Source organism: Pseudomonas sp. GW821-FHT11D10, from assembly GCF_058808435.1.
This window is the reverse complement of record NZ_JBXARR010000001.1, coordinates 623,574-641,691: the sequence shown is the minus strand read 5'-3', so window position 1 is coordinate 641,691 and position 18,118 is coordinate 623,574. Positions and strand designations below refer to the sequence as shown.

The following is an 18,118-nucleotide window of genomic DNA, read 5'->3' as shown; positions in this document are numbered from 1 at the left end:
GCTTTGGCCGGGCCTCGTCCTGGCAGTTGCGGCAACGGTGGCAATGCCCAATGTCTGGGCTGCGAAGGCGCAGGCATTGGCGTCGGATGGGGCGGATCATGTGGGTGCGGGGGCGGTTGCCTCTGATGGCGCGGATCACGTCGGTGCCGGAGCAGTTGCTTCAGACGGCTCCGATCACGTTGGCGCTGGGGCCGTCGCCTCTGATGGCGCGGATCACGTTGGCGCTGGAGCTGTAGCTTCTGACGGCTCCGATCACGTTGGCGCCGGTGCAGTCGCATCTGACGGCGCGGATCACGTCGGCGCCGGAGCAGTTGCTTCTGACGGCGCGGATCACGTAGGTGCAGGGGCTGTTGCCTCCGACGGTGCCGATCATGTTGGCGCTGGAGCCGTCGCCTCTGATGGCTCCGATCACGTCGGCGCCGGTGCAGTCGCCTCTGACGGCTCCGATCACGTAGGTGCCGGTGCAGTCGCCTCTGACGGTTCCGATCACGTCGGCACCGGTGCAGTCGCCTCTGACGGCTCCGATCACGTAGGCGCCGGTGCAGTCGCCTCTGACCGCTCCGATCACGTCGGCGCAGGCGCCCTCGCCGCCGATGGCGCAGACAAGGTCGGTGCCAACCGACTCGCCTACTCCCGCGCAGGCGTCGGTTCGGACCAGGTGGCTTCCGCCCTCATGAGCGGCAGCTATTCGGACCAGTTCAACAGCCCTCAATAACCGCTATCGGCGCAACCAGCCCACCGCTGGTTGCGCCGCACTAGCACATTTGTGCTAATCGACCACCCCGATCCCTGGCGTTATATTCCCTCGCAACCCCCGACGCTCCCCAACATTGCCGCTGTGCAGTGCGCGGGATCGTTGTGCCTGGAAAAACAACAACACCAAGGAAGAAACACCATGAAACTGCACCTCAGCCTCGCCAAAATCACGGTTCTCGGTGCCCTGCTCCTCGGCGCCGCCGGTTGCCAGACCGTAAAACCTACCGAAGACAGCATGAAAGAACGTGCCCAGACCGTCATCGGCCAACCGGTCACCAAGATCGGCAATATCCGCAACGACAGCACACTGACCTACTACACCGCCTACACCGCCGCCGGCGAATACAACTGCGAGCTGCCCAGCGGCGCGATCATCGCGGTCGCCAGCATGGGCATCATGACGCCTCCGCTGTCTTGCCTGCCCAAAGGCGCATCGCCGATTCCGTACCAGTAATCCGGTGCAGAAAAACCGTTTCAACGCCTCTTCTCATCCGGTAAAGGATTGCGCTCGATCATGAAAACACTCATCGCCACCCTCAGCCTCGCCGCCGTCGTTCTCACAGGCTGCGCCACTCCCAAACAATGGGAAGCCACCGGCGGCAGCAAGACCGACGGCGTTGTCCAGGTCTCCTATGAACTGGGCCAGTTCGAAAGCGGGCAAACCTCCGCCGCTCAAGGGTTGGCCACGGCTGAAGGCCGTTGCAAGGTCTGGGGCTACAAGAGCGCCGAAGTGACGGGCTCGGAGAAAAACATCTGCCGCACCATGGGTCAGTACAACTGCCTGCAAACCACCATCACGCAAGACTATCTGTGTAAGCGCTGACCGCTTCGGTCTGCCGGTCGCGCAGCGCACGCAAAGTCGCGCGCAGCTCGGCCGGGCGTACCGGCTTCGACAGTATGGCGATCTGCCGATCATGCAGGGCCGCCTGGATTTTTTCGATGTCATGCCCGGTGATGATCATGGCCGGCACCGCATAACCGCGCTGACGGCGAACCTCATCGATGCACTCGATGCCGGTGCTGTGCGAACCGAGGTCATAGTCGGCAACGATGATGTCGCAGTCCGTGACCAAGCCCTGCCCGCTCAGTTCGGCCTGCACGACGCAGCCCCAGCGCTCGAGCAACGCCGAGGTCGCCAACAGAACGTTGCGATCATCTTCCACCAGACACACCTTCAACCCCGTCAGCAAACCGATTTGCCGAGCCTCCTCCCGATTGACCGGCACCTGCGGCGGCGCCAGCGGCAGTCCATGCAAGGTCACCGCCGTGCCATGCCCCAACCGTGAGCGGATCGCAACGTCGACACCGATCAACTGCCCCAGACGCCGGACAATCGACAGCCCCAGGCCCACGCCTTCGACGTCCTTGTCGCGCAACTGGCGCACCCGATAAAACTCCTCGAACACCTTGGGCAAATGCTCTTCGGCGATCCCGTTGCCGCGATCATGGATCGCGATGGCCAACCCTGCGCCGCGCTTGCGCACACCGATCAGCACCGGCCGGTGCGCACCGTATTTGAAGCAGTTGGAGAGCACGTTCTGCACCATCGTCGCGAGCAGCGCCGGATCGGTACGCACCCAGTGTTCGCAAGGCCGCAAGCGCAGTTCGACACCCGCCCAGCGTGCGGCTTCGGCGTTCTGGCGGATCAGATCGGCCAGCCACTCGCCCAGTTCAAGCGTCTGCAAGCGGGGCAGAATCCGCCCGTTGTCGAGGGTGTAGAGATCGAGAATCGAACGAAACAGCTGCGACACGTTGAGCAGCGAACGGTCGATGCTGTCCACCAGCCGCCGCTCCTCCTCGCCCAGCCGCGACTCGCGCAGGCATGCGGTAAACAGGCCGATGGAGTGGATCGGCTGACGCAGGTCATGACTGGCCTGGGCCAGGAAACGCGACTTCTCAAGGTTCGCTGCGACCGCTTCTTCCGATGCCTTGCGCGTGCGTTCCAGCAGCAGGTGCGCATACACCGGAATCACCGTGCTGGTGATCATCAGCATCAACACCATGAACGGTTGCGCCTGCCAGTACGGTGTCAGCCGATAGACCGCCAGCAGCGCAAGCAACGCCAACACCGTGGCGATCGCCAAGTAGCGCGAGCCGTAGCGCATGCCGTTGCCGAGATTGACCCAGACCATGACGGCATAGATGGGCAACGCCGCCTCGCCGCCGACCACCAGCCCGAAACTGGTGCCGGTGTAATCGTGGAGCATGCCGAAAATCCGCCGCGCCGGATAATGCCCCGGCCAGCGCAAGATGGCCTGGCGCAGCACGACGGAGGCCAGCAGAAACAGGGAAATGTAGGTGACCACCGGCAGATAGGTATCGAAGCGCTGGCCCGGCAGGAAACCGAGCACGGCCATGTAAACCAGCGCGATGCTGGCGATGATGATGCGCAGATTGGCCTGATCGAGCTCGGTGTTCTTTTCGAACTTCATGGGGGAACATCCTTGTGCGGCAGTCGTCATAAACAGCACGAATCAACAGGCAATGCCTTCGCCCGGTGCTAAGGTGCATGCCGTGAGAAATGCTGACCCAGGGAGGGTTTTGCCATGGCGTGCCGAATCATCATAGCCGACGATCACCCGTTGTTTCGCGAAGCGCTGCTGCGCACCGTCCAGCGTCTGCTGCCCGAAGCCCTGATCGAAGAGGCCGGCGACCTCGACACCGTGCTCGCCCTGCTGCCGGCCGGCGATGAGCCCGACACCTTGATCCTCGACCTGCGCTTTCCCGGCCTGACCTGTGTCAGCCAGCTCGCGGAACTGCGCCGGCGTTTGCCGCGAACCACGCTGATTGTGGTGTCGATGGTCGATGACGAAGCGTTGATCGGCGAAGTCATGGCGGCCGGCATCGATGGATTCATCGGCAAGAACATCGCCCCCGACGAGATCGGTCAGGCGATCCGGGCGATTCGTGAAGGTGAGGTTCTGGTGAAATTCGCCCCGTCCGGCCTGCTGCCGCTGGACACCGGCACCGCCCTCACCCCGCGTCAGCAAGAGGTGCTGCGGCTGATCGCCCAAGGCAAGACCAACAAGGAAATCGCCCGTGAACTGGATATTTCGCCGTTCACGGTGCGGATTCATGTGTCGTCGTTGTTGCGGGTGCTCAACGTGCCGTCGCGGGCGGCGGCGGCAGTCAAGTATTCCGGCGCGGGTTAGCGCTGGAAGCCGAGATCAAGGATCAACCTGAGCCATCAGTTCAGGCACCGATTCCTGGCGTTTCGCATAGCGCTGCGCCAGCACCGCGCAGACCATCAGTTGAATCTGATGGAACAGCATCAGCGGCAGAATCAGCACGCCAATCGTACTGCCGGCAAACAACACCTGCGCCATCGGCACACCGGTGGCCAGGCTCTTTTTCGAACCGCAGAACAGAATGGTGATGCGATCTTCCAGATTGAAACCGAACAGCTTGCCCAGCACTGTGGACGCCAGCAACACCAGCGCCAGCAGAATGCAGCACACCACCACCAGCCCCAGCAGATCGATCACCGGAATCTGGTGCCAGATACCCTCGTTCACCGCTTCGCTGAACGCGCCGTAGACCACCAGCAGAATTGAGCCCTGATCGACGAATTTCAGCCAGTTCTTGTTGCGACCGACCCACGCGCCGATCCAGCGACGAGCGATCTGGCCGGCAATGAACGGCAGCAGCAATTGCACGCTGATTTTCACGATCGCGTCGAGGGTCGAGCCGCCGTCACCGTGGACGTTCAACAACAGCGTCACCAGCAGCGGCGTGAGGAAAATCCCGAACAGGCTGGAGGCCGCCGCGCTGCAAATCGCCGCCGGAATGTTGCCCCGCGCCAGCGAGGTGAAGGCAATCGCCGATTGCACCGTGGCCGGCAGCGCACACAGGTAAAGCATGCCCATGTAAAGCTGATCACCGATCAGCGGCGACAACAGCGGTTTGAGCGCCAGCCCCAGTAGTGGGAACAGGACAAAGGTCAGGCCGAACACCAGCAAATGCAGGCGCCAGTGGCCGGCGCCGGCGATGATCGATTCGCGCGACAGCTTGGCACCGTGCAGGAAAAACAGCAGCGCGATGGCGATGTTGGTCAGCCAGCCGAAACCGGTCGCGACCTGACCGCTGGCGGGCAGGAAGCTGGCCAGCAGCACCACGCCGATCAGGGTCAGGGTGAAGTTGTCGGGCAAAAAGCGTGGGCGCGTCATGGTTTGTTCATCCGGGGGTTGCCAGTACGTGGCAGCGACTCTAACGTGACTGGAAATTACCGACTAACGCCGAAGAACCCGCAGATGCCGCCAAAAGGACACGACAAAAGCGTCAGACGCAGCATTCCCGGGCTGCCCAGCCTGCCGCGTCCGCTCTACGGGCGCACTGAATCGCTGCCCAATCGCGCCCTGACCCGACGTCACAGTCATCCGTGGGTGCAGTTGTCCTACGCGATCCAGGGCGTGCTCGAAGTACAGACTGCCGTCGGTCGTTTCGTTGCGCCACCGGAGCGGGCGGTGTGGATTCCCGCAGGCGTGCCGCATCGGGTCTTCAGTTCGCCGCACACCGAAATGCGCAGCCTGTACATCGATTGCAGCGTCGCCAATTGGGCGCCGGAGCGTTGTCATGTGCTCGGCGTCAGCGATCTTTTGCGTGAGCTGATCCGGGCCTTCAGTCAGATTCCTGTCGAGTATGACCAGAGCGGCCCGCATGGGCGTCTGGCTCAGGTGATCCTCGATCAACTGGCCGATGCCCCGCCCATCGATCTGATGCTGCCACTGCCGCAGGACAGTCGCTTGCGCCAGATCTATCAAAGCCTGGAGCAACATCCGGAACAGCAGACCACCCTGGCGCACTGGAGTGAAAAATTCGGCGTGACCGAGAAAACTCTGACTCGGCTGTTCCTGCGCGACACCGGTTTGACCTTCCGCACCTGGCGTCAGCGCCTGCGTCTGCTGGGTGCCCTGACGCCGCTGGAACGCGGCGAACGCGTCACCGACGTGGCTTTGGCCTGTGGTTATGACTCGACGTCAGCCTTTATCGCGGCGTTTCGCCAACAGTTCGGTGAGACACCGGGAGAGTTTTTCCGATGAAATTAACCGATATTTATCGACTTTATGCATGCCATTGGGCAAATTTCAGGGTAGAGTTTCGCCCATCAAGAATCTTTGACATCTTTCGACGATAACAATGATCAACCACCCTTTAGCGAACCTGTCGGCGGTAACAGCATGATCGAAGTCACTGAAGTTTCCATTGCCCAATTGCGCGCGGCGCTCGAATCCGGCCAGACCACGGCGGTAGAACTGGTCCAGGCGTACCAGGCGCGCATCGACGCCTTTGACGGCCCGGACACCGCCACTGCCCTGAACGCAGTGATCGTGCGCAACCCTGAAGCGCTGAAAGAAGCGCAGGCCTCGGATGCCCGTCGCGCCAGGGGCGAAACCCTCGGTCCGCTGGACGGCATCCCCTACACCGCCAAAGACAGCTATCTGGTCAAAGGCCTGACCGCCGCGTCCGGCAGCCCGGCCTTCGCCGATCTCGTCGCCCAGCGCGACGCGTTCACCATCGAGCGCCTGCGTGCGGGCGGTGCGATCTGCCTGGGCAAGACCAACATGCCGCCGATGGCCAATGGCGGGATGCAGCGTGGCGTCTATGGCCGCGCCGAAAGCCCGTACAACGCCGCTTATCTGACCGCGCCGTTTGCTTCCGGCTCGTCGAATGGCGCCGGCACTGCCACCGCTGCCAGCTTCTCGGCATTCGGTCTGGCGGAAGAAACCTGGTCGAGCGGTCGCGGCCCGGCGTCGAACAACGGCCTGTGCGCCTACACGCCGTCGCGCGGCGTGATTTCGGTACGCGGCAACTGGCCGCTGACGCCGACCATGGACGTGGTGGTGCCCTACGCGCGCACCATGGCCGACCTGCTGGAAGTGCTCGACGTGGTGGTCGCCGAAGACACCGACACCCGTGGCGACCTGTGGCGCCTGCAACCGTGGGTGCCGATCCCGAGCGTCGCCTCGGTGCGCCCGGCTTCCTATCTGGAATTGGCAGTGAAAAGCGATGCGCTGGCCGGCAAACGCCTGGGCGTGCCGCGCATGTACATCAACGCCGACCCTGAAGCCGGTACCAGCGACGAGCCAGGCATCGGCGGTCCGACCGGGCAGCGCATCAACACCCGCGCCTCGGTGATCGATCTGTGGAAACAGGCCCGTCAGGCCCTCGAAGCCGCCGGTGCCGAAGTGATCGAAGTGGATTTCCCGCTGGTCTCCAACTGCGAAGGCGATCGTCCGGGCGCGCCGACCGTGTTCAATCGCGGCATCGTCTCCAAAGAGTTCATGCACCACGAACTGTGGGACCTGTCGGCCTGGGCGTTCGATGATTTCCTGCGCGCCAACGGCGACCCGAAACTCAACCGTCTGGCGGACGTCGACGGGCCGAAAATCTTCCCGCACGACCCGGGCACTCTGCCCAACCGTGAAGGCGACCTCGCCGCCGGCATGGACGAATACGTGCGCATGGCCGAACGCGGTATCACGCCGTGGGATCAGATCCCGACGCTGCCGGACGGCCTGCGCGGCCTGGAGAAGACCCGCAAGCTCGACCTCGAAGACTGGATGGATCGTCTCGGCCTGGACGCCGTGCTGTTCCCGACCAACGCCGACGTGGGGCCGGCCGACGCCGACGTCAACCCGGCCTCCGCCGACATCGCCTGGAGCAACGGCATCTGGGTCGCCAACGGCAACCTCGCGATCCGCCACCTCGGCGTGCCGACCGTCACCGTGCCGATGGGCGTGATGGCCGACATCGGCATGCCGGTGGGGCTGACGTTTGCCGGGCGGGCCTATGACGATTCGACGCTGTTGCGCCTGGCAGCGGCGTTCGAGGCGACCGGTTCCAAACGACTGGTGCCGCCGCGTACGCCAGCACTGTCAGCAGGCAAGTAAATGCAAAACGGCGGGATCAATTGATCCCGCCGTTTTTTTATCGCTCTGCCAGTTCTTCCAGTAAATCCGCCGAAGGCACAAAGAACAGACTGCCCGTGACCGCCGTGCTGAAGTCCAGCAACCGGTCGTAATTGCCGGGAGGTTTGCCGACAAACATGTTCTCCAGCATCTGCTCCAACGGCTCCGGCGAACGCGCATAGCCAATGAAATAAGTGCCGAACTCCCCCGCGCCGGGCCGGCCGAACGGCATGTTGTCGCGCAGGATTTTCACCTCTTCGCCGTCCTTGGTGATGGTCGTCAAGGCGCTGTGGGAATTGCTCGGTTTGACCGCGTCGTCCAGCTCGATATCGGACAGCTTGGTGCGCCCGATCACTCGTTCCTGCGCTTCGACCGACAATTCGTTCCACGCATTCATGTTGTGCAGGTACTTCTGCACCAGCACATAACTGCCGCCACTGAACGTCTGATCCTCATCGCCCACGAGGGTGAAATGCTCGGCTTTGCGACCGACCGGATTTTCCGTGCCGTCGACAAAACCGATGATGCTGCGCATGTCGAAATAGCGGAAACTCTGCACCTCGTCGGTCACCGTCACGGCGCCATCCAGCGCCGACATCAACTGCGTCGCCAGTTCGAAACACAGGTCCATCTGATCGGCGCGAATGTGCAACAACAGATCGCCCGGTGTGGAAACGGCGCGGCGCCCTTCTACACCGAACTCGCGAAAATCATGTAAGGACGCCGGGCGTGGACTGCCGAACAGACGATCCCACGCGCTGGAAGAAAACCCGCAAACGCAGGACAAGTTTCCAGAAGGGACGCGCTTGCCGACCGAGCGCGTCAGCCCTGCGATATCGGCGCACCAGACACGGACTTTTTCGGCGGCCTCGGCCTCGGCGTTGAGGGTCGCCACGATGAAGATGGCAGCGCTGGTGATCGGGCTGCAGACGGCTTGAGGATCTGGCGTGTCGATGATCGTAGCTCCCAAAGTGGTGGACTGACTCGACAGCGAGGTTAGCAAAGAACTGTTGAATGAAGTATTACCCGTGCTCTGCCTAGGTCGTCCGACACTTCGTTATTCACGAACAATACCCACGAAATAAACGATTTTTCTTTGTCGGAAGGCTCCTACTAGCATGGCCCCGTCTACCCCGAAAAACATAAAGACAGGGAGAACGGCATGCACCCCATCAACATCGGCGAACCCTGGATGTGGGTCGCCTTCATCGTTTTTGTCCTCGCCATGCTGGCCGTCGACCTGTTTGTCTTCGGCGGGCGCAAGGCGCATCGGGTCTCGGTACGTGAAGCCTCATCCTGGGTGATCGCCTGGTGCATGCTGGCGATGGCTTTCGCCGGATTGCTCTGGTGGTATCTGAACGGCGAATTCGGTCCCGAAATCGCCAAGGTCAAAACCCTGGAATTCCTCACCGGTTACCTGATCGAGCAGTCGCTGTCGATCGACAACATGTTCGTCTTCGTGATGATCTTCAGCTACTTCGCCGTGCCGCCGGAATTGCAGCGCCGGGTGCTGCTGTACGGCGTGCTCGGGGCAATCGTGATGCGCGCGGCGATGATCTTCGCCGGCGTATGGCTGGTGTCGCAGTTCACCTGGCTGCTGTATGTGTTCGGTGTGTTCCTGATCATCACCGGGATCAAGATGCTGGTGTTCGCCGAGCAGCAACCGGACCTCGATAACAACCCGCTCTTGCGCTGGGTGCGCGGGCATCTGCGGATCACCAACGGCTTTCACGGCGAGCGGTTTTTCGTGCTGCAGAACGGCGTGCGCTGGGCCACGCCGATGTTTCTGGTGCTGGTGCTGATCGAGGCCAGCGATCTGATGTTCGCGGTCGACAGTATCCCGGCGATCTTCGCGGTGACGACCGACCCGTTCATCATTTTCACGTCGAACATCTTCGCGATCATGGGGCTGAGGGCGCTGTACTTTTTGCTGGCGGACATGGCCGACCGTTTCCATCTGCTCAAATACGGACTGGCGCTGGTGCTGGTGTTCATTGGCGGGAAGATGACGGTGATGCCGTGGTTTCACATGCCGGTGGAGTGGTCGCTGGCGATTGTCGGCGGGCTGATTCTGGCGTCGGTGGTGCTCAGTCTGGTCCTGACGAAGGACAAGTCGCCCGAGGAAAGTCAGGCGAAATAACAGCCGAGGGAGCGAACGTGGTTCGCTCCCTCGGTTTTGAGCTTATTTATCCGACTTGATGCTGGTCCAGACCCGGGTCCGCACCCGCTCCAGTTTCTGCGGCAACGGTTGCACCACGTACAGTTTCTTCAGCGCTTCGCTGGTCGGCGTCAGGTTCGGGTTGCCGGTGATTTCCTTGTTGATCAGCGGCAGCGAATCCTTGTTGGCATTCGGGTAACCGAGGAAGTCGCTGATCGACGCGATGACCTTCGGATCCAGCAGGTTGTTGAGGAACTCGTGGGCCTCTTCGACGTTCTTCGCACTCTTCGGAATGGCAAAGGTGTCGAACCAGATCGGCGCACCTTCCTTCGGCAGGCGCCAGTCGACCACCACGCCGTTTTTCGCTTCTTTGGCGCGGTTGCCGAACTGGTAGAAGCTGCCGGAATAACCGATGGCCACGCAGATGTCGCCGTTGGCGATGTCGGTCATGTACTTGGCCGAGTTGAAGTAGGTGACGTAAGGGCGAACCTTGAGCATCAGATCCTTGGCTTTCTCATAGTCGGCCGGGTTCTGGCTGTTCGGGTCCAGGCCCAGGTAATGCAGGGCCAGCGGCAGGATTTCCGTCGGCGAGTCGAGCATCGCCACGCCGCAGGATTTCAGCTTCTCCATGTTCTCCGGTTTGAACACCAGATCCCAACTGTCCACCGGCGCATTCTCGCCGAGCGCCGCCTTGACCTTGGCCGGGTTGAAACCGATCAGCACCGTGCCAACCATGTAAGGCACGCCGTACTGATTGCCGGGGTCGTTGACGTCGAGCAACTTGAGCAGCGCCGGGTCCTGGTGACTCCAGTTCGGCAGTTTGGACTTGTCGAGTTTCTGGAACACACCGGCCTTGATCTGGGTATCGAGGAACTGGTTCGACGGCACCACCAGGTCATAGCCGGAGTTGCCGGTCAGGAGTTTGGCTTCGAGAGACTCGTTGGTGTCGAAGGTGTCCCAGGTCACTTTGATGTTGCTTTTGGCGGCGAAATCCTTGGGCACCGACGGCAGGATGTAATCCGCCCAGTTGTACACCCGCAGTTCGCGCTGTTCGGCCTGGACGGCGCTGGCCAGCAGCGTCAGCCCGAAAACAGTGGCGCCCAGAATGCGTTTCATCGTGACCATGTTGTGTTTCCCCGAATGCAGCGTGAGTCGATGGTTTTTATGTTCTGTACACGGCAGCGGCTTGCAAATCAGCCAAGGGCAAGGAAGGTGCAGCATTTAATTGTGGCTTCGATTCTTCCTGACAGCGTAGACGCGGCACAGTAGCCCGTTGGCCAAAAGGGGATCGAAATGGCCAATTTGCGTGACCGCCGGAATGCGGAAACAACAATGCCCGACGAAGTGCCGGGCATTGTTTGAACAGTCTGCGAACGCTCAGTCGGTAAAACCCAACCGCGCCGCCCTGCTCTGCTGCGTCTGCCCACGGGTCGCCAGGCAGTAATACAACGGGCAGGTCACGATCAGGCCGACCAGCCACGACAGGTCCGCGCCTTCCACCAGATTGGCGTACGGCCCGACATATAACGATGTGTTGGCGAACGGCAGCTGCACGATGATGCCGATGAAGTAGGCAATGATCGCGTGCAGGTTGAAACGCCCATAAATGCCGCCGTCGGCACGGAAGATCGAGGCGATGTCGTAACTGCCGCGCTTGATCAGGTAGAAGTCGATCAGGTTGATCGACGCCCACGGCACCAGCACCAGCAGCAACGCCAGAATCAGCCCGATGAACTCGGAAATGAAATCCGCCGAGGCACCCAGCGCCACCACACAGCAACCCGCCAGCACCACGCTCGACAAGATCACCCGCACCTTGATGCTCGGCGTCCATTGGCTGGCAAAGGTCTGGATCGAGGTGATGATCGACAGCACCGCGCCATACAGATTCAGCGCGTTGTGGCTGATGATATTGAGCAGGAACAGCACCATCAGAATCGGCCCCAGCCAACCGGTGGATTGCTTGACCGCCGCCATCGCTTCGGTGCCTTCCGGCGTCGCCAGCACCGCCACCGCGCCGAAGGTGAACGACAGAATCGTGCCCAGCGTGGCGCCCAGATAAGTCGCGATAAATGGCTTGCCGATCCCGATGTCCGCCGGCAGGTAACGGGAATAGTCGGAGACGTACGGTGAAAAGCTGATCTGCCAGATGATCCCCAGCGATACCGTCGCCAGCCATCCCGAGAGATTGAAGCTGCCCCGGGTGAAGAAGTCCGCCGGCAACTCATGGGCAAAGATGTAGATGAACCCGGCGAGCAGCGCGCTGCCCATCACCCAGGTGCCGATGCGATTGAGCGTGTGGATGAAGTTGTAGCCGATCACGCCGATCGCCGTGGCGCTGAGGGCGCCGATCAGGATGCTCAGCGGCGCCGGCACCGACGGCGCAATGCCGACGATGGATTTGCCGGCCAGCACGATGTTGGAAATGAAGAAGCCGATGTAGATGATCGCCGCGAAGAACACGATCAGCAGCGCGCCGTAGCGCCCGAACTGACCGCGACTCTGCACCATTTGCGGAATGCCCATGCGCGGCCCTTGCGCCGACGCCAGGGCGATCACCACGCCGCCGATCATGTGCCCCAGCGCAATCGCCAGCAGCCCCCAGAACAGGTCGAGATGAAACACCTGGACCACCATGGCGCCGGTGACGATGGGCAGTGGCGCAATGTTGGTGCTGAACCAAAGTGTGAAAAGGTCGCGGGCCTTCCCGTGGCGTTCCGCGAGTGGGACGTAGTCGACCGTGTGATTCTCGATCAACGGATCTTGCCGGGACATCTGGGACATAAAAATGAACTCGATTGGGTCTGTTCTTATCGTTGTATGAAGCCAAACCGGGGGTGCTTCTTGGCCGCCCCTCAGATGAAGACCATATTATGGTATTCCAACATTTTCACAAGACTGATCCGCAGTTTGCGACGGCATCTGATCCGGCATCCTCCCTGATAGCCAGCGCTCGCTGCTAGAGCAAAGCCCCGTAAATGCTGAGTTTCCGACGGATGAACCACGTTTATCGTTTCACCAAAAAAGCGCTTGCATTAGATGTATTACGGTATACCATCAGACCCATAAACACATAAAAACACGCTCCACCGCACTCGAGGATTGACCAATGATCGATGCTGCCGTCTACAAACAAGTCATGGGCTCGTTCCCGTCCGGCGTTACCGTCATCACCACGCTGGATGACGACGGCCAGATCGTCGGCCTCACCGCCAGCGCCTTCAGTTCGCTATCGATGGACCCGGCCCTGGTGCTGTTCTGCCCCAACTACAGTTCCGACTCCTACCCCGTCCTGATCAAGAACAAACGCTTTGCCATTCACGTGTTGTCCGGCGGCCAGCAGAGCGAAGCCTACGCGTTCGCCCGCAAAGGCAAGGACAAGGCGCAGGGCATCGAGTGGACGCTGAGCGAACTGGGCAATCCGATCCTGGCCAACGCGACAGCTATCATCGAATGTGAGCTGTGGCGCGAATACGAAGGCGGCGACCACGCGATCATGGTCGGCGCGGTGAAAAACCTCATCGTCCCTCAGCAGGACGCCGGCCCGCTGGTGTATTGCCACGGCAAGATGGGCGCCCTGCCCGCCTTCGCCTGATCCGCACGATTGCACTTAAACAGGCCGGCAAGCGACCGGCCGACCACAAGAGATTCGAGGTAGCGTCATGAAATTTTCCCTGTTCGTACACATGGAACGCTGGGACGAAAGCGTCAGCCACCGTCAACTGTTCGAAGACCTGACCGAACTGACGTTGATGGCCGAGGCCGGCGGTTTCAGCACCGTGTGGATCGGCGAACACCACGCGATGGAATACACCATCTCGCCGAGCCCGATGCCGCTGCTGGCCTACCTCGCGGCCAAGACCACCACCATTCACCTGGGCGCCGGCACCATCATCGCGCCGTTCTGGCATCCGCTGCGGGTTGCAGGTGAATGCGCGTTGCTCGACGTGATCAGCAACGGCCGGATGGAAGTCGGCCTGGCACGCGGCGCCTATCAGGTTGAATTCGATCGCATGGCCGGCGGCATGCCCGCCTCCAGCGGCGGCCAGGCGCTGCGCGAAATGGTCCCGGTGGTGCGCGCGCTGTGGCAAGGTGACTACGCCCACAACGGCGAGATCTGGAAATTCCCCACCTCCACCAGCGTGCCGAAACCGATCCAGAAGCCCAACCCGCCGATGTGGATCGCCGCCCGGGACCCGGACTCGCACAACTTCGCCGTGGCCAACGGCTGCAACGTGATGGTCACGCCGTTGATGAAGGGCGATGAAGAGGTTCTCGATCTGAAGAACAAATTCCAGACGGCGCTGGACAACAACCCGGACGTGCCGCGTCCGCAATTGATGGTGCTGCGTCACACCCACGTGCACTCGGCGGATGACCCGGAAGGCTGGAAGGTGGGCGCTAAAGCCATCTCACGTTTCTATCGCACCTTCGACGCGTGGTTCGGCAACAAGGAAGTGCCGGTGAACGGTTTCCTGGCACCGAGCCCGGAAGAGAAATTTGCCGGACGGCCAGAGTTTGAACTGGAGAGCCTGCACAAAACGGCAATGATCGGCACGCCTGAGGAAATCATTCCGCGGATCAAGTACTACCAGGAACTGGGGGTGGATGAGTTCAGTTTCTGGTGCGACAACAGCTTGCCGCATGCGGAGAAGAAGAAGTCGCTGGAGCTGTTTATCAAGCATGTGGTGCCGGCGTTTCGTTAAATACGCCAAGCGACCCTGAGTGCAGAGCGCCCCGAACAGAACGTCGGGGCGCTTTTTTTCGTCTGACGCAGGTCTCAGTACGCAGTCGAAGTTGTCGCGATATCTTCCGGCGCCAAATGGCGACCATCGGCCGACAGCAGCTCCAGCTTCCTGATCGGCTTTCGCTTCTGCGCATCCACCATCACCGAACCCGATTCGCCAGGCTCGAACATGAATTCCCCGCCCCACTGCGACAACGCAACGATCACGGTTTGCAACGCGCGGCCCTTTTCAGTCAGCACGTACTCCTTGTAAGCGCTCCCATCGGACGCCGGCACCAGGCGCAGGATATCGCGTTCCACCAGCCCTTTGAGCCGGGTGCTCAACATGTTCTTGGCGATCTCCAGGCTCTTCTCGAAATCGCTGAAACGACTGATGCCTTCCAGCGCATCGCGGATGATCAGCAACGACCACCAGTCACCGATCAGGTCGAGTGTCCGGGCGATCGGGCAGGCATTGCCCGCAAGGCTTTTACGCTTCATTTCGGGTGTCTCCGGCAAAACGGCAGGTTCGATGCGGTTGCATCTTACAACTCATGCCGCCAAACCGTTAACGCGCGCGCCACGAAACTTAGCACCTGCGTACAAGTGGCCAATGCCCTTTGTCGCGATAGTGAACACTGCCATCACGGCATCCACGCAGGCCCACACCCAAGGAGTTTTCATGAGCACGTTCACGACCCAAGACGGCACCGAGATCTATTTCAAGGACTGGGGCAGCGGCAAGCCCGTGCTGTTCAGCCACGGCTGGCCGCTGGATGGCGACATGTGGGAATACCAGATGGAGTACCTGAGCAGCCGCGGCTATCGCACCATCGCCTTTGACCGTCGTGGTTTCGGCCGTTCCGAGCAGCCGTGGACCGGCTACGACTACGACACCTTCGCCGATGACATCGCGCAACTGATCGAGCACCTGGATCTGCGTGACGTGACCCTGGTCGGCTTCTCCATGGGCGGCGGCGATGTCAGCCGCTACATCGCACGCCACGGCAGCGAGCGCGTCGCCGGGCTGGTGTTGCTGGGCGCGGTGACGCCGCTGTTCGGCAAGAAACCGGACTTTGCCGAAGGCGTCGACAAGTCGGTATTCGACGGGATCAAGGCCGGCCTGTTGAAGGATCGCGCGCAGTTCATCGCTGACTTCAACGCCCCGTTCTACGGCACTAATCAGGGTCAGAAAGTCTCCGACGGCGTGCTGACGCAAACCTTGAACATCGCCCTGCTCGCTTCGCTCAAAGGCACTGTGGATTGCGTTACCGCATTCTCGGAAACCGATTTCCGCCCGGACATGGCGAAAATCGATGTGCCGACCCTGGTGATTCATGGCGATGGCGATCAGATCGTTCCATTCGAAACCACCGGCAAACAAGCAGCTGCGCAAATCAAGGGCGCCGAGCTGAAAGTCTATGCAGGTGCGCCACATGGCTTTGCGGTGACCCATGCACAGCAACTGAATGAAGACCTGCTGGCGTTTCTCGATCGCTGAGTCCTTGTGATCTGAACACGCCTTGAAAAGGGCCGTCGACAACCCTGTCGGCGGTCCTTTTTTTTGTTGTCCCGGATTTCGGTGCCAAGGCCAAGCCCCGTATTTACGGGGCTTTCAGGCCTCTGCATCACGTTTTTATCTTCACATGCCAGCTTAATAATATTTTACCGATAACCACCCCCTCCCTAGTCTGATCCCAAGCACAGAGAACAGGTCGACAGCGACCTGAATCCAAAGGCCTCGTGAGAAGGGATCAGAGATGACCACTGAAATAATAAAAACAGACACGCTTGTTGTCGGCGCCGGTCAAGCGGGTGTGGCCATGAGTGAACACCTGAGCAAACTCGGTGTGCCGCACCTGGTGCTCGAGCGCAGCCGCATAGCCGAACGCTGGCGCACCGGGCGCTGGGATTCGCTGGTGGCCAACGGTCCGGCGTGGCACGACCGGTTTCCGGGGATGGAATTCGACGACGTCGATCCGGACGGTTTTGCCCACAAGGAGCGCGTCGCCGATTACTTCGAAGCCTATGCGAAGAAATTCAATGCACCGATCCGCACCGGCGTCGATGTGAAAAGCGTAGTGCGCAATGTCGGGCGTCCGGGCTTCACCGTCGAGACTTCCGAGGGCGTGATCGAAGCGGCCCGCGTCGTCGCCGCCACCGGCCCGTTCCAGCGTCCCGTAATCCCGGCCATTGCGCCAAAAGATGAGCGTCTGCTGCAGATTCACTCGGCCGACTATCGCAACCCGCAACAACTGCCGGCCGGCGCCGTGCTGGTGGTCGGTGCCGGTTCGTCGGGCGTGCAGATCGCCGATGAATTGCAGCGCTCGGGCAAGCAGGTTTACCTCTCGGTCGGCGCCCATGACCGCCCTCCTCGCGCTTACCGCAACCGTGATTTCTGCTGGTGGCTCGGCGTGCTCGGCGAGTGGGACCAGGCCGCGATGAAACCCGGCCGCGAGCACGTGACCATCGCCGTCAGCGGCGCCCACGGTGGCCGCACCATCGACTTCCGAGGCCTGGCCCATCGCGGCATGACTTTGGTCGGCGTCACCGAATCGTTCAGCGACGGCGTGGTGACCTTCAAACAGGACCTGCGCGACAACCTCAAGCGTGGCGACGAGAACTACCTCGCGCTGCTGGATGCCGCCGACGCCTACATCGAACGCAATGGCCTCGACCTGCCGCTGGAACCGGAAGCCCGCGAGACTTACCCGGATCCTGAATGCGTGAAAAACCCGCTGGCCGATCTCGATCTGGCCGCCGCCGGCATCACCTCGATCATCTGGGCCACCGGATTTGCCGTGGACTATTCGTGGCTGAAAGTCGCCGCTTTCGACGACAACGGCAAGCCGCAGCACCAGCGCGGTGTGTCCAGCGAAGCGGGCGTGTATTTCCTCGGTCTGCCGTGGCAGTCGCGACGCGGCTCGTCGTTCATCTGGGGTGTGTGGCACGACGCCAAGCACGTGGCCGATCACATCGCCACCCAGCGCAAATACCTGGCCTATCGCGATGCCGAACAACGCGAAGCCGCGCTGCACAACAACGCTGTCGACACCGTCGACGCTTGATTTCCCTCTTCAATCCCGGCGCCCGTCGCGCCGGGTCCGATTTCGTCAGGAGCCGCACATGAGTCAGCCAACCCACACCCGCATTCGTATGTTCAACACCAAGGACACCTACCCGAACCAGACCCTGGACAACGACCTGTGCCAGGCCGTGCGCGCCGGCAACACCGTGTATGTCCGTGGCCAGGTCGGAACCAATTTCGATGGCGAACTGGTCGGCCTCGGCGACCCGCGCGCGCAGACCGAACAGGCCATGCGCAACGTCAAGCAATTGCTCGAAGAGGCCGGCAGCGACCTGAGCCATATCGTCAAGACCACCACTTACCTGATCGACCCGCGCTACCGCGAGCCGGTGTATCAGGAAGTCGGCAAATGGCTGAAGGGCGTGTTCCCGATTTCCACCGGGCTGGTGGTATCGGCTTTGGGTCAGCCGCAGTGGCTGATGGAGATTGATGTGGTTGCGGTGATTCCCGAGTAATTCGACCTTAGCGAAAGGAGGCCACAC

18 protein-coding genes are annotated in these 18,118 nt (G+C 61.2%); 11 read left to right on the top strand and 7 right to left on the bottom strand.

All coding sequences use genetic code 11. The features are described from left to right. Positions 1–160: 160 nt before the first annotated feature. Positions 161–412 carry a hypothetical protein gene (locus AC1RT4_RS03180; protein ID WP_493083483.1) on the bottom strand — a complete coding sequence of 84 codons (252 nt, stop codon included), beginning with the start codon at positions 410–412 and terminating at the stop codon, positions 161–163. A gap of 483 nt (positions 413–895) precedes the next feature. Here AC1RT4_RS03180 and AC1RT4_RS03175 point away from each other — a divergent pair, with 483 nt between their 5' ends. Both AC1RT4_RS03175 and yecR read left to right on the top strand, forming a co-directional pair. Then, positions 896–1,210, top strand: coding sequence for a hypothetical protein (locus AC1RT4_RS03175; protein WP_493083481.1), 315 nt, complete (start codon positions 896–898; stop codon positions 1,208–1,210). A 60-nt stretch (positions 1,211–1,270) separates the two neighbouring features. Beyond that, positions 1,271–1,579 (top strand): YecR family lipoprotein, encoded by a 309-nt coding sequence (gene yecR / locus AC1RT4_RS03170; protein ID WP_179694642.1) that lies wholly within the window; start codon positions 1,271–1,273, stop codon positions 1,577–1,579. On the opposite strand, the gene AC1RT4_RS03165 is transcribed toward yecR, so the two are convergent. After that, entirely contained in the window at positions 1,551–3,188 is a 1,638-nt protein-coding gene (locus AC1RT4_RS03165; RefSeq protein ID WP_493083478.1) for an ATP-binding response regulator, read from the bottom strand. The two genes, yecR and AC1RT4_RS03165, sit on opposite strands and share 29 nt — an antisense overlap. Positions 3,189–3,302: 114 nt before the next feature. Between AC1RT4_RS03165 and AC1RT4_RS03160 the strand changes: the two genes are divergently transcribed. Next, positions 3,303–3,908 (top strand): LuxR C-terminal-related transcriptional regulator, encoded by a 606-nt coding sequence (locus tag AC1RT4_RS03160; RefSeq protein WP_201819194.1) that lies wholly within the window; start codon positions 3,303–3,305, stop codon positions 3,906–3,908. 15 nt (positions 3,909–3,923) lie between these two features. Here AC1RT4_RS03160 and AC1RT4_RS03155 read toward each other — a convergent pair whose 3' ends face one another. Next, complete coding sequence (locus AC1RT4_RS03155) at positions 3,924–4,922, bottom strand: bile acid:sodium symporter family protein (protein WP_007950443.1); 999 nt, start codon at positions 4,920–4,922, stop codon at positions 3,924–3,926. Between the two features lie 84 nt (positions 4,923–5,006). Here AC1RT4_RS03155 and AC1RT4_RS03150 point away from each other — a divergent pair, with 84 nt between their 5' ends. Both AC1RT4_RS03150 and AC1RT4_RS03145 read left to right on the top strand, forming a co-directional pair. Further along, complete coding sequence (locus AC1RT4_RS03150; RefSeq protein ID WP_007950444.1) at positions 5,007–5,795, top strand: AraC family transcriptional regulator; 789 nt, start codon at positions 5,007–5,009, stop codon at positions 5,793–5,795. Positions 5,796–5,933: 138 nt separating this feature from the next. Beyond that, complete coding sequence (locus AC1RT4_RS03145; RefSeq protein WP_493083475.1) at positions 5,934–7,646, top strand: amidase; 1,713 nt, start codon at positions 5,934–5,936, stop codon at positions 7,644–7,646. Positions 7,647–7,683: 37 nt separating this feature from the next. Here AC1RT4_RS03145 and AC1RT4_RS03140 read toward each other — a convergent pair whose 3' ends face one another. Continuing rightward, positions 7,684–8,634 (bottom strand): Dyp-type peroxidase, encoded by a 951-nt coding sequence (locus AC1RT4_RS03140; RefSeq protein ID WP_493083473.1) that lies wholly within the window; start codon positions 8,632–8,634, stop codon positions 7,684–7,686. Between the two features lie 192 nt (positions 8,635–8,826). Here AC1RT4_RS03140 and AC1RT4_RS03135 point away from each other — a divergent pair, with 192 nt between their 5' ends. Next, positions 8,827–9,804 (top strand): TerC family protein, encoded by a 978-nt coding sequence (locus AC1RT4_RS03135; protein ID WP_493083471.1) that lies wholly within the window; start codon positions 8,827–8,829, stop codon positions 9,802–9,804. Between the two features lie 42 nt (positions 9,805–9,846). On the opposite strand, the gene AC1RT4_RS03130 is transcribed toward AC1RT4_RS03135, so the two are convergent. Together AC1RT4_RS03130 and AC1RT4_RS03125 are read right to left on the bottom strand one after the other, a co-directional pair. Then, positions 9,847–10,947, bottom strand: a complete 1,101-nt coding sequence (locus AC1RT4_RS03130; RefSeq protein ID WP_007950448.1) for a polyamine ABC transporter substrate-binding protein — start codon at positions 10,945–10,947, stop codon at positions 9,847–9,849. A 252-nt stretch (positions 10,948–11,199) separates the two neighbouring features. After that, a complete protein-coding gene (locus AC1RT4_RS03125) occupies positions 11,200–12,606 on the bottom strand; it encodes a purine-cytosine permease family protein (protein ID WP_134023946.1) in 1,407 nt (468 codons plus the stop codon). A 325-nt stretch (positions 12,607–12,931) separates the two neighbouring features. Between AC1RT4_RS03125 and AC1RT4_RS03120 the strand changes: the two genes are divergently transcribed. Both AC1RT4_RS03120 and AC1RT4_RS03115 read left to right on the top strand, forming a co-directional pair. Beyond that, on the top strand, positions 12,932–13,417 hold the full coding sequence (locus AC1RT4_RS03120) for a flavin reductase family protein (RefSeq protein ID WP_007950450.1): 486 nt from the start codon (positions 12,932–12,934) through the stop codon (positions 13,415–13,417). A gap of 67 nt (positions 13,418–13,484) precedes the next feature. Beyond that, positions 13,485–14,528, top strand: a complete 1,044-nt coding sequence (locus AC1RT4_RS03115; protein ID WP_007950451.1) for an LLM class flavin-dependent oxidoreductase — start codon at positions 13,485–13,487, stop codon at positions 14,526–14,528. A gap of 74 nt (positions 14,529–14,602) precedes the next feature. Here AC1RT4_RS03115 and AC1RT4_RS03110 read toward each other — a convergent pair whose 3' ends face one another. Continuing rightward, the gene (locus tag AC1RT4_RS03110) at positions 14,603–15,049 is read right to left on the bottom strand and encodes a winged helix-turn-helix transcriptional regulator (protein ID WP_230731340.1); all 447 of its coding nucleotides are present in this window, start codon (positions 15,047–15,049) and stop codon (positions 14,603–14,605) included. 181 nt (positions 15,050–15,230) lie between these two features. Between AC1RT4_RS03110 and AC1RT4_RS03105 the strand changes: the two genes are divergently transcribed. The 3 genes from AC1RT4_RS03105 to AC1RT4_RS03095 all read left to right on the top strand — a co-directional run bounded on the left by AC1RT4_RS03105 (position 15,231) and on the right by AC1RT4_RS03095 (position 18,091). Further along, positions 15,231–16,049: an alpha/beta fold hydrolase gene (locus tag AC1RT4_RS03105; RefSeq protein ID WP_085603006.1), complete on the top strand. Its 819-nt coding sequence runs from the start codon at positions 15,231–15,233 to the stop codon at positions 16,047–16,049. 259 nt (positions 16,050–16,308) lie between these two features. Next, positions 16,309–17,616: a flavin-containing monooxygenase gene (locus AC1RT4_RS03100; RefSeq protein ID WP_493083467.1), complete on the top strand. Its 1,308-nt coding sequence runs from the start codon at positions 16,309–16,311 to the stop codon at positions 17,614–17,616. A 58-nt stretch (positions 17,617–17,674) separates the two neighbouring features. Then, positions 17,675–18,091, top strand: a complete 417-nt coding sequence (locus AC1RT4_RS03095) for a RidA family protein (RefSeq protein ID WP_007950460.1) — start codon at positions 17,675–17,677, stop codon at positions 18,089–18,091. Positions 18,092–18,118 lie beyond the last annotated feature (27 nt).

Bases quoted from the DNA above. Each gene is read 5' to 3' on its own strand.
- AC1RT4_RS03175 (WP_493083481.1), top strand. From the start codon at position 896: ATGAAACTGCACCTCAGCCTCGCCAAAATCACGGTTCTCGGTGCCCTG.
- yecR (WP_179694642.1), top strand. From the start codon at position 1,271: ATGAAAACACTCATCGCCACCCTCAGCCTCGCCGCCGTCGTTCTCACA.
- AC1RT4_RS03165 (WP_493083478.1), bottom strand. From the start codon at position 3,188: ATGAAGTTCGAAAAGAACACCGAGCTCGATCAGGCCAATCTGCGCATC.
- AC1RT4_RS03160 (WP_201819194.1), top strand. From the start codon at position 3,303: ATGGCGTGCCGAATCATCATAGCCGACGATCACCCGTTGTTTCGCGAA.
- AC1RT4_RS03155 (WP_007950443.1), bottom strand. From the start codon at position 4,922: ATGACGCGCCCACGCTTTTTGCCCGACAACTTCACCCTGACCCTGATC.
- AC1RT4_RS03150 (WP_007950444.1), top strand. From the start codon at position 5,007: ATGCCGCCAAAAGGACACGACAAAAGCGTCAGACGCAGCATTCCCGGG.
- AC1RT4_RS03145 (WP_493083475.1), top strand. From the start codon at position 5,934: ATGATCGAAGTCACTGAAGTTTCCATTGCCCAATTGCGCGCGGCGCTC.
- AC1RT4_RS03135 (WP_493083471.1), top strand. From the start codon at position 8,827: ATGCACCCCATCAACATCGGCGAACCCTGGATGTGGGTCGCCTTCATC.
- AC1RT4_RS03130 (WP_007950448.1), bottom strand. From the start codon at position 10,947: ATGGTCACGATGAAACGCATTCTGGGCGCCACTGTTTTCGGGCTGACG.
- AC1RT4_RS03125 (WP_134023946.1), bottom strand. From the start codon at position 12,606: ATGTCCCAGATGTCCCGGCAAGATCCGTTGATCGAGAATCACACGGTC.
- AC1RT4_RS03120 (WP_007950450.1), top strand. From the start codon at position 12,932: ATGATCGATGCTGCCGTCTACAAACAAGTCATGGGCTCGTTCCCGTCC.
- AC1RT4_RS03115 (WP_007950451.1), top strand. From the start codon at position 13,485: ATGAAATTTTCCCTGTTCGTACACATGGAACGCTGGGACGAAAGCGTC.
- AC1RT4_RS03110 (WP_230731340.1), bottom strand. From the start codon at position 15,049: ATGAAGCGTAAAAGCCTTGCGGGCAATGCCTGCCCGATCGCCCGGACA.
- AC1RT4_RS03105 (WP_085603006.1), top strand. From the start codon at position 15,231: ATGAGCACGTTCACGACCCAAGACGGCACCGAGATCTATTTCAAGGAC.
- AC1RT4_RS03100 (WP_493083467.1), top strand. From the start codon at position 16,309: ATGACCACTGAAATAATAAAAACAGACACGCTTGTTGTCGGCGCCGGT.
- AC1RT4_RS03095 (WP_007950460.1), top strand. From the start codon at position 17,675: ATGAGTCAGCCAACCCACACCCGCATTCGTATGTTCAACACCAAGGAC.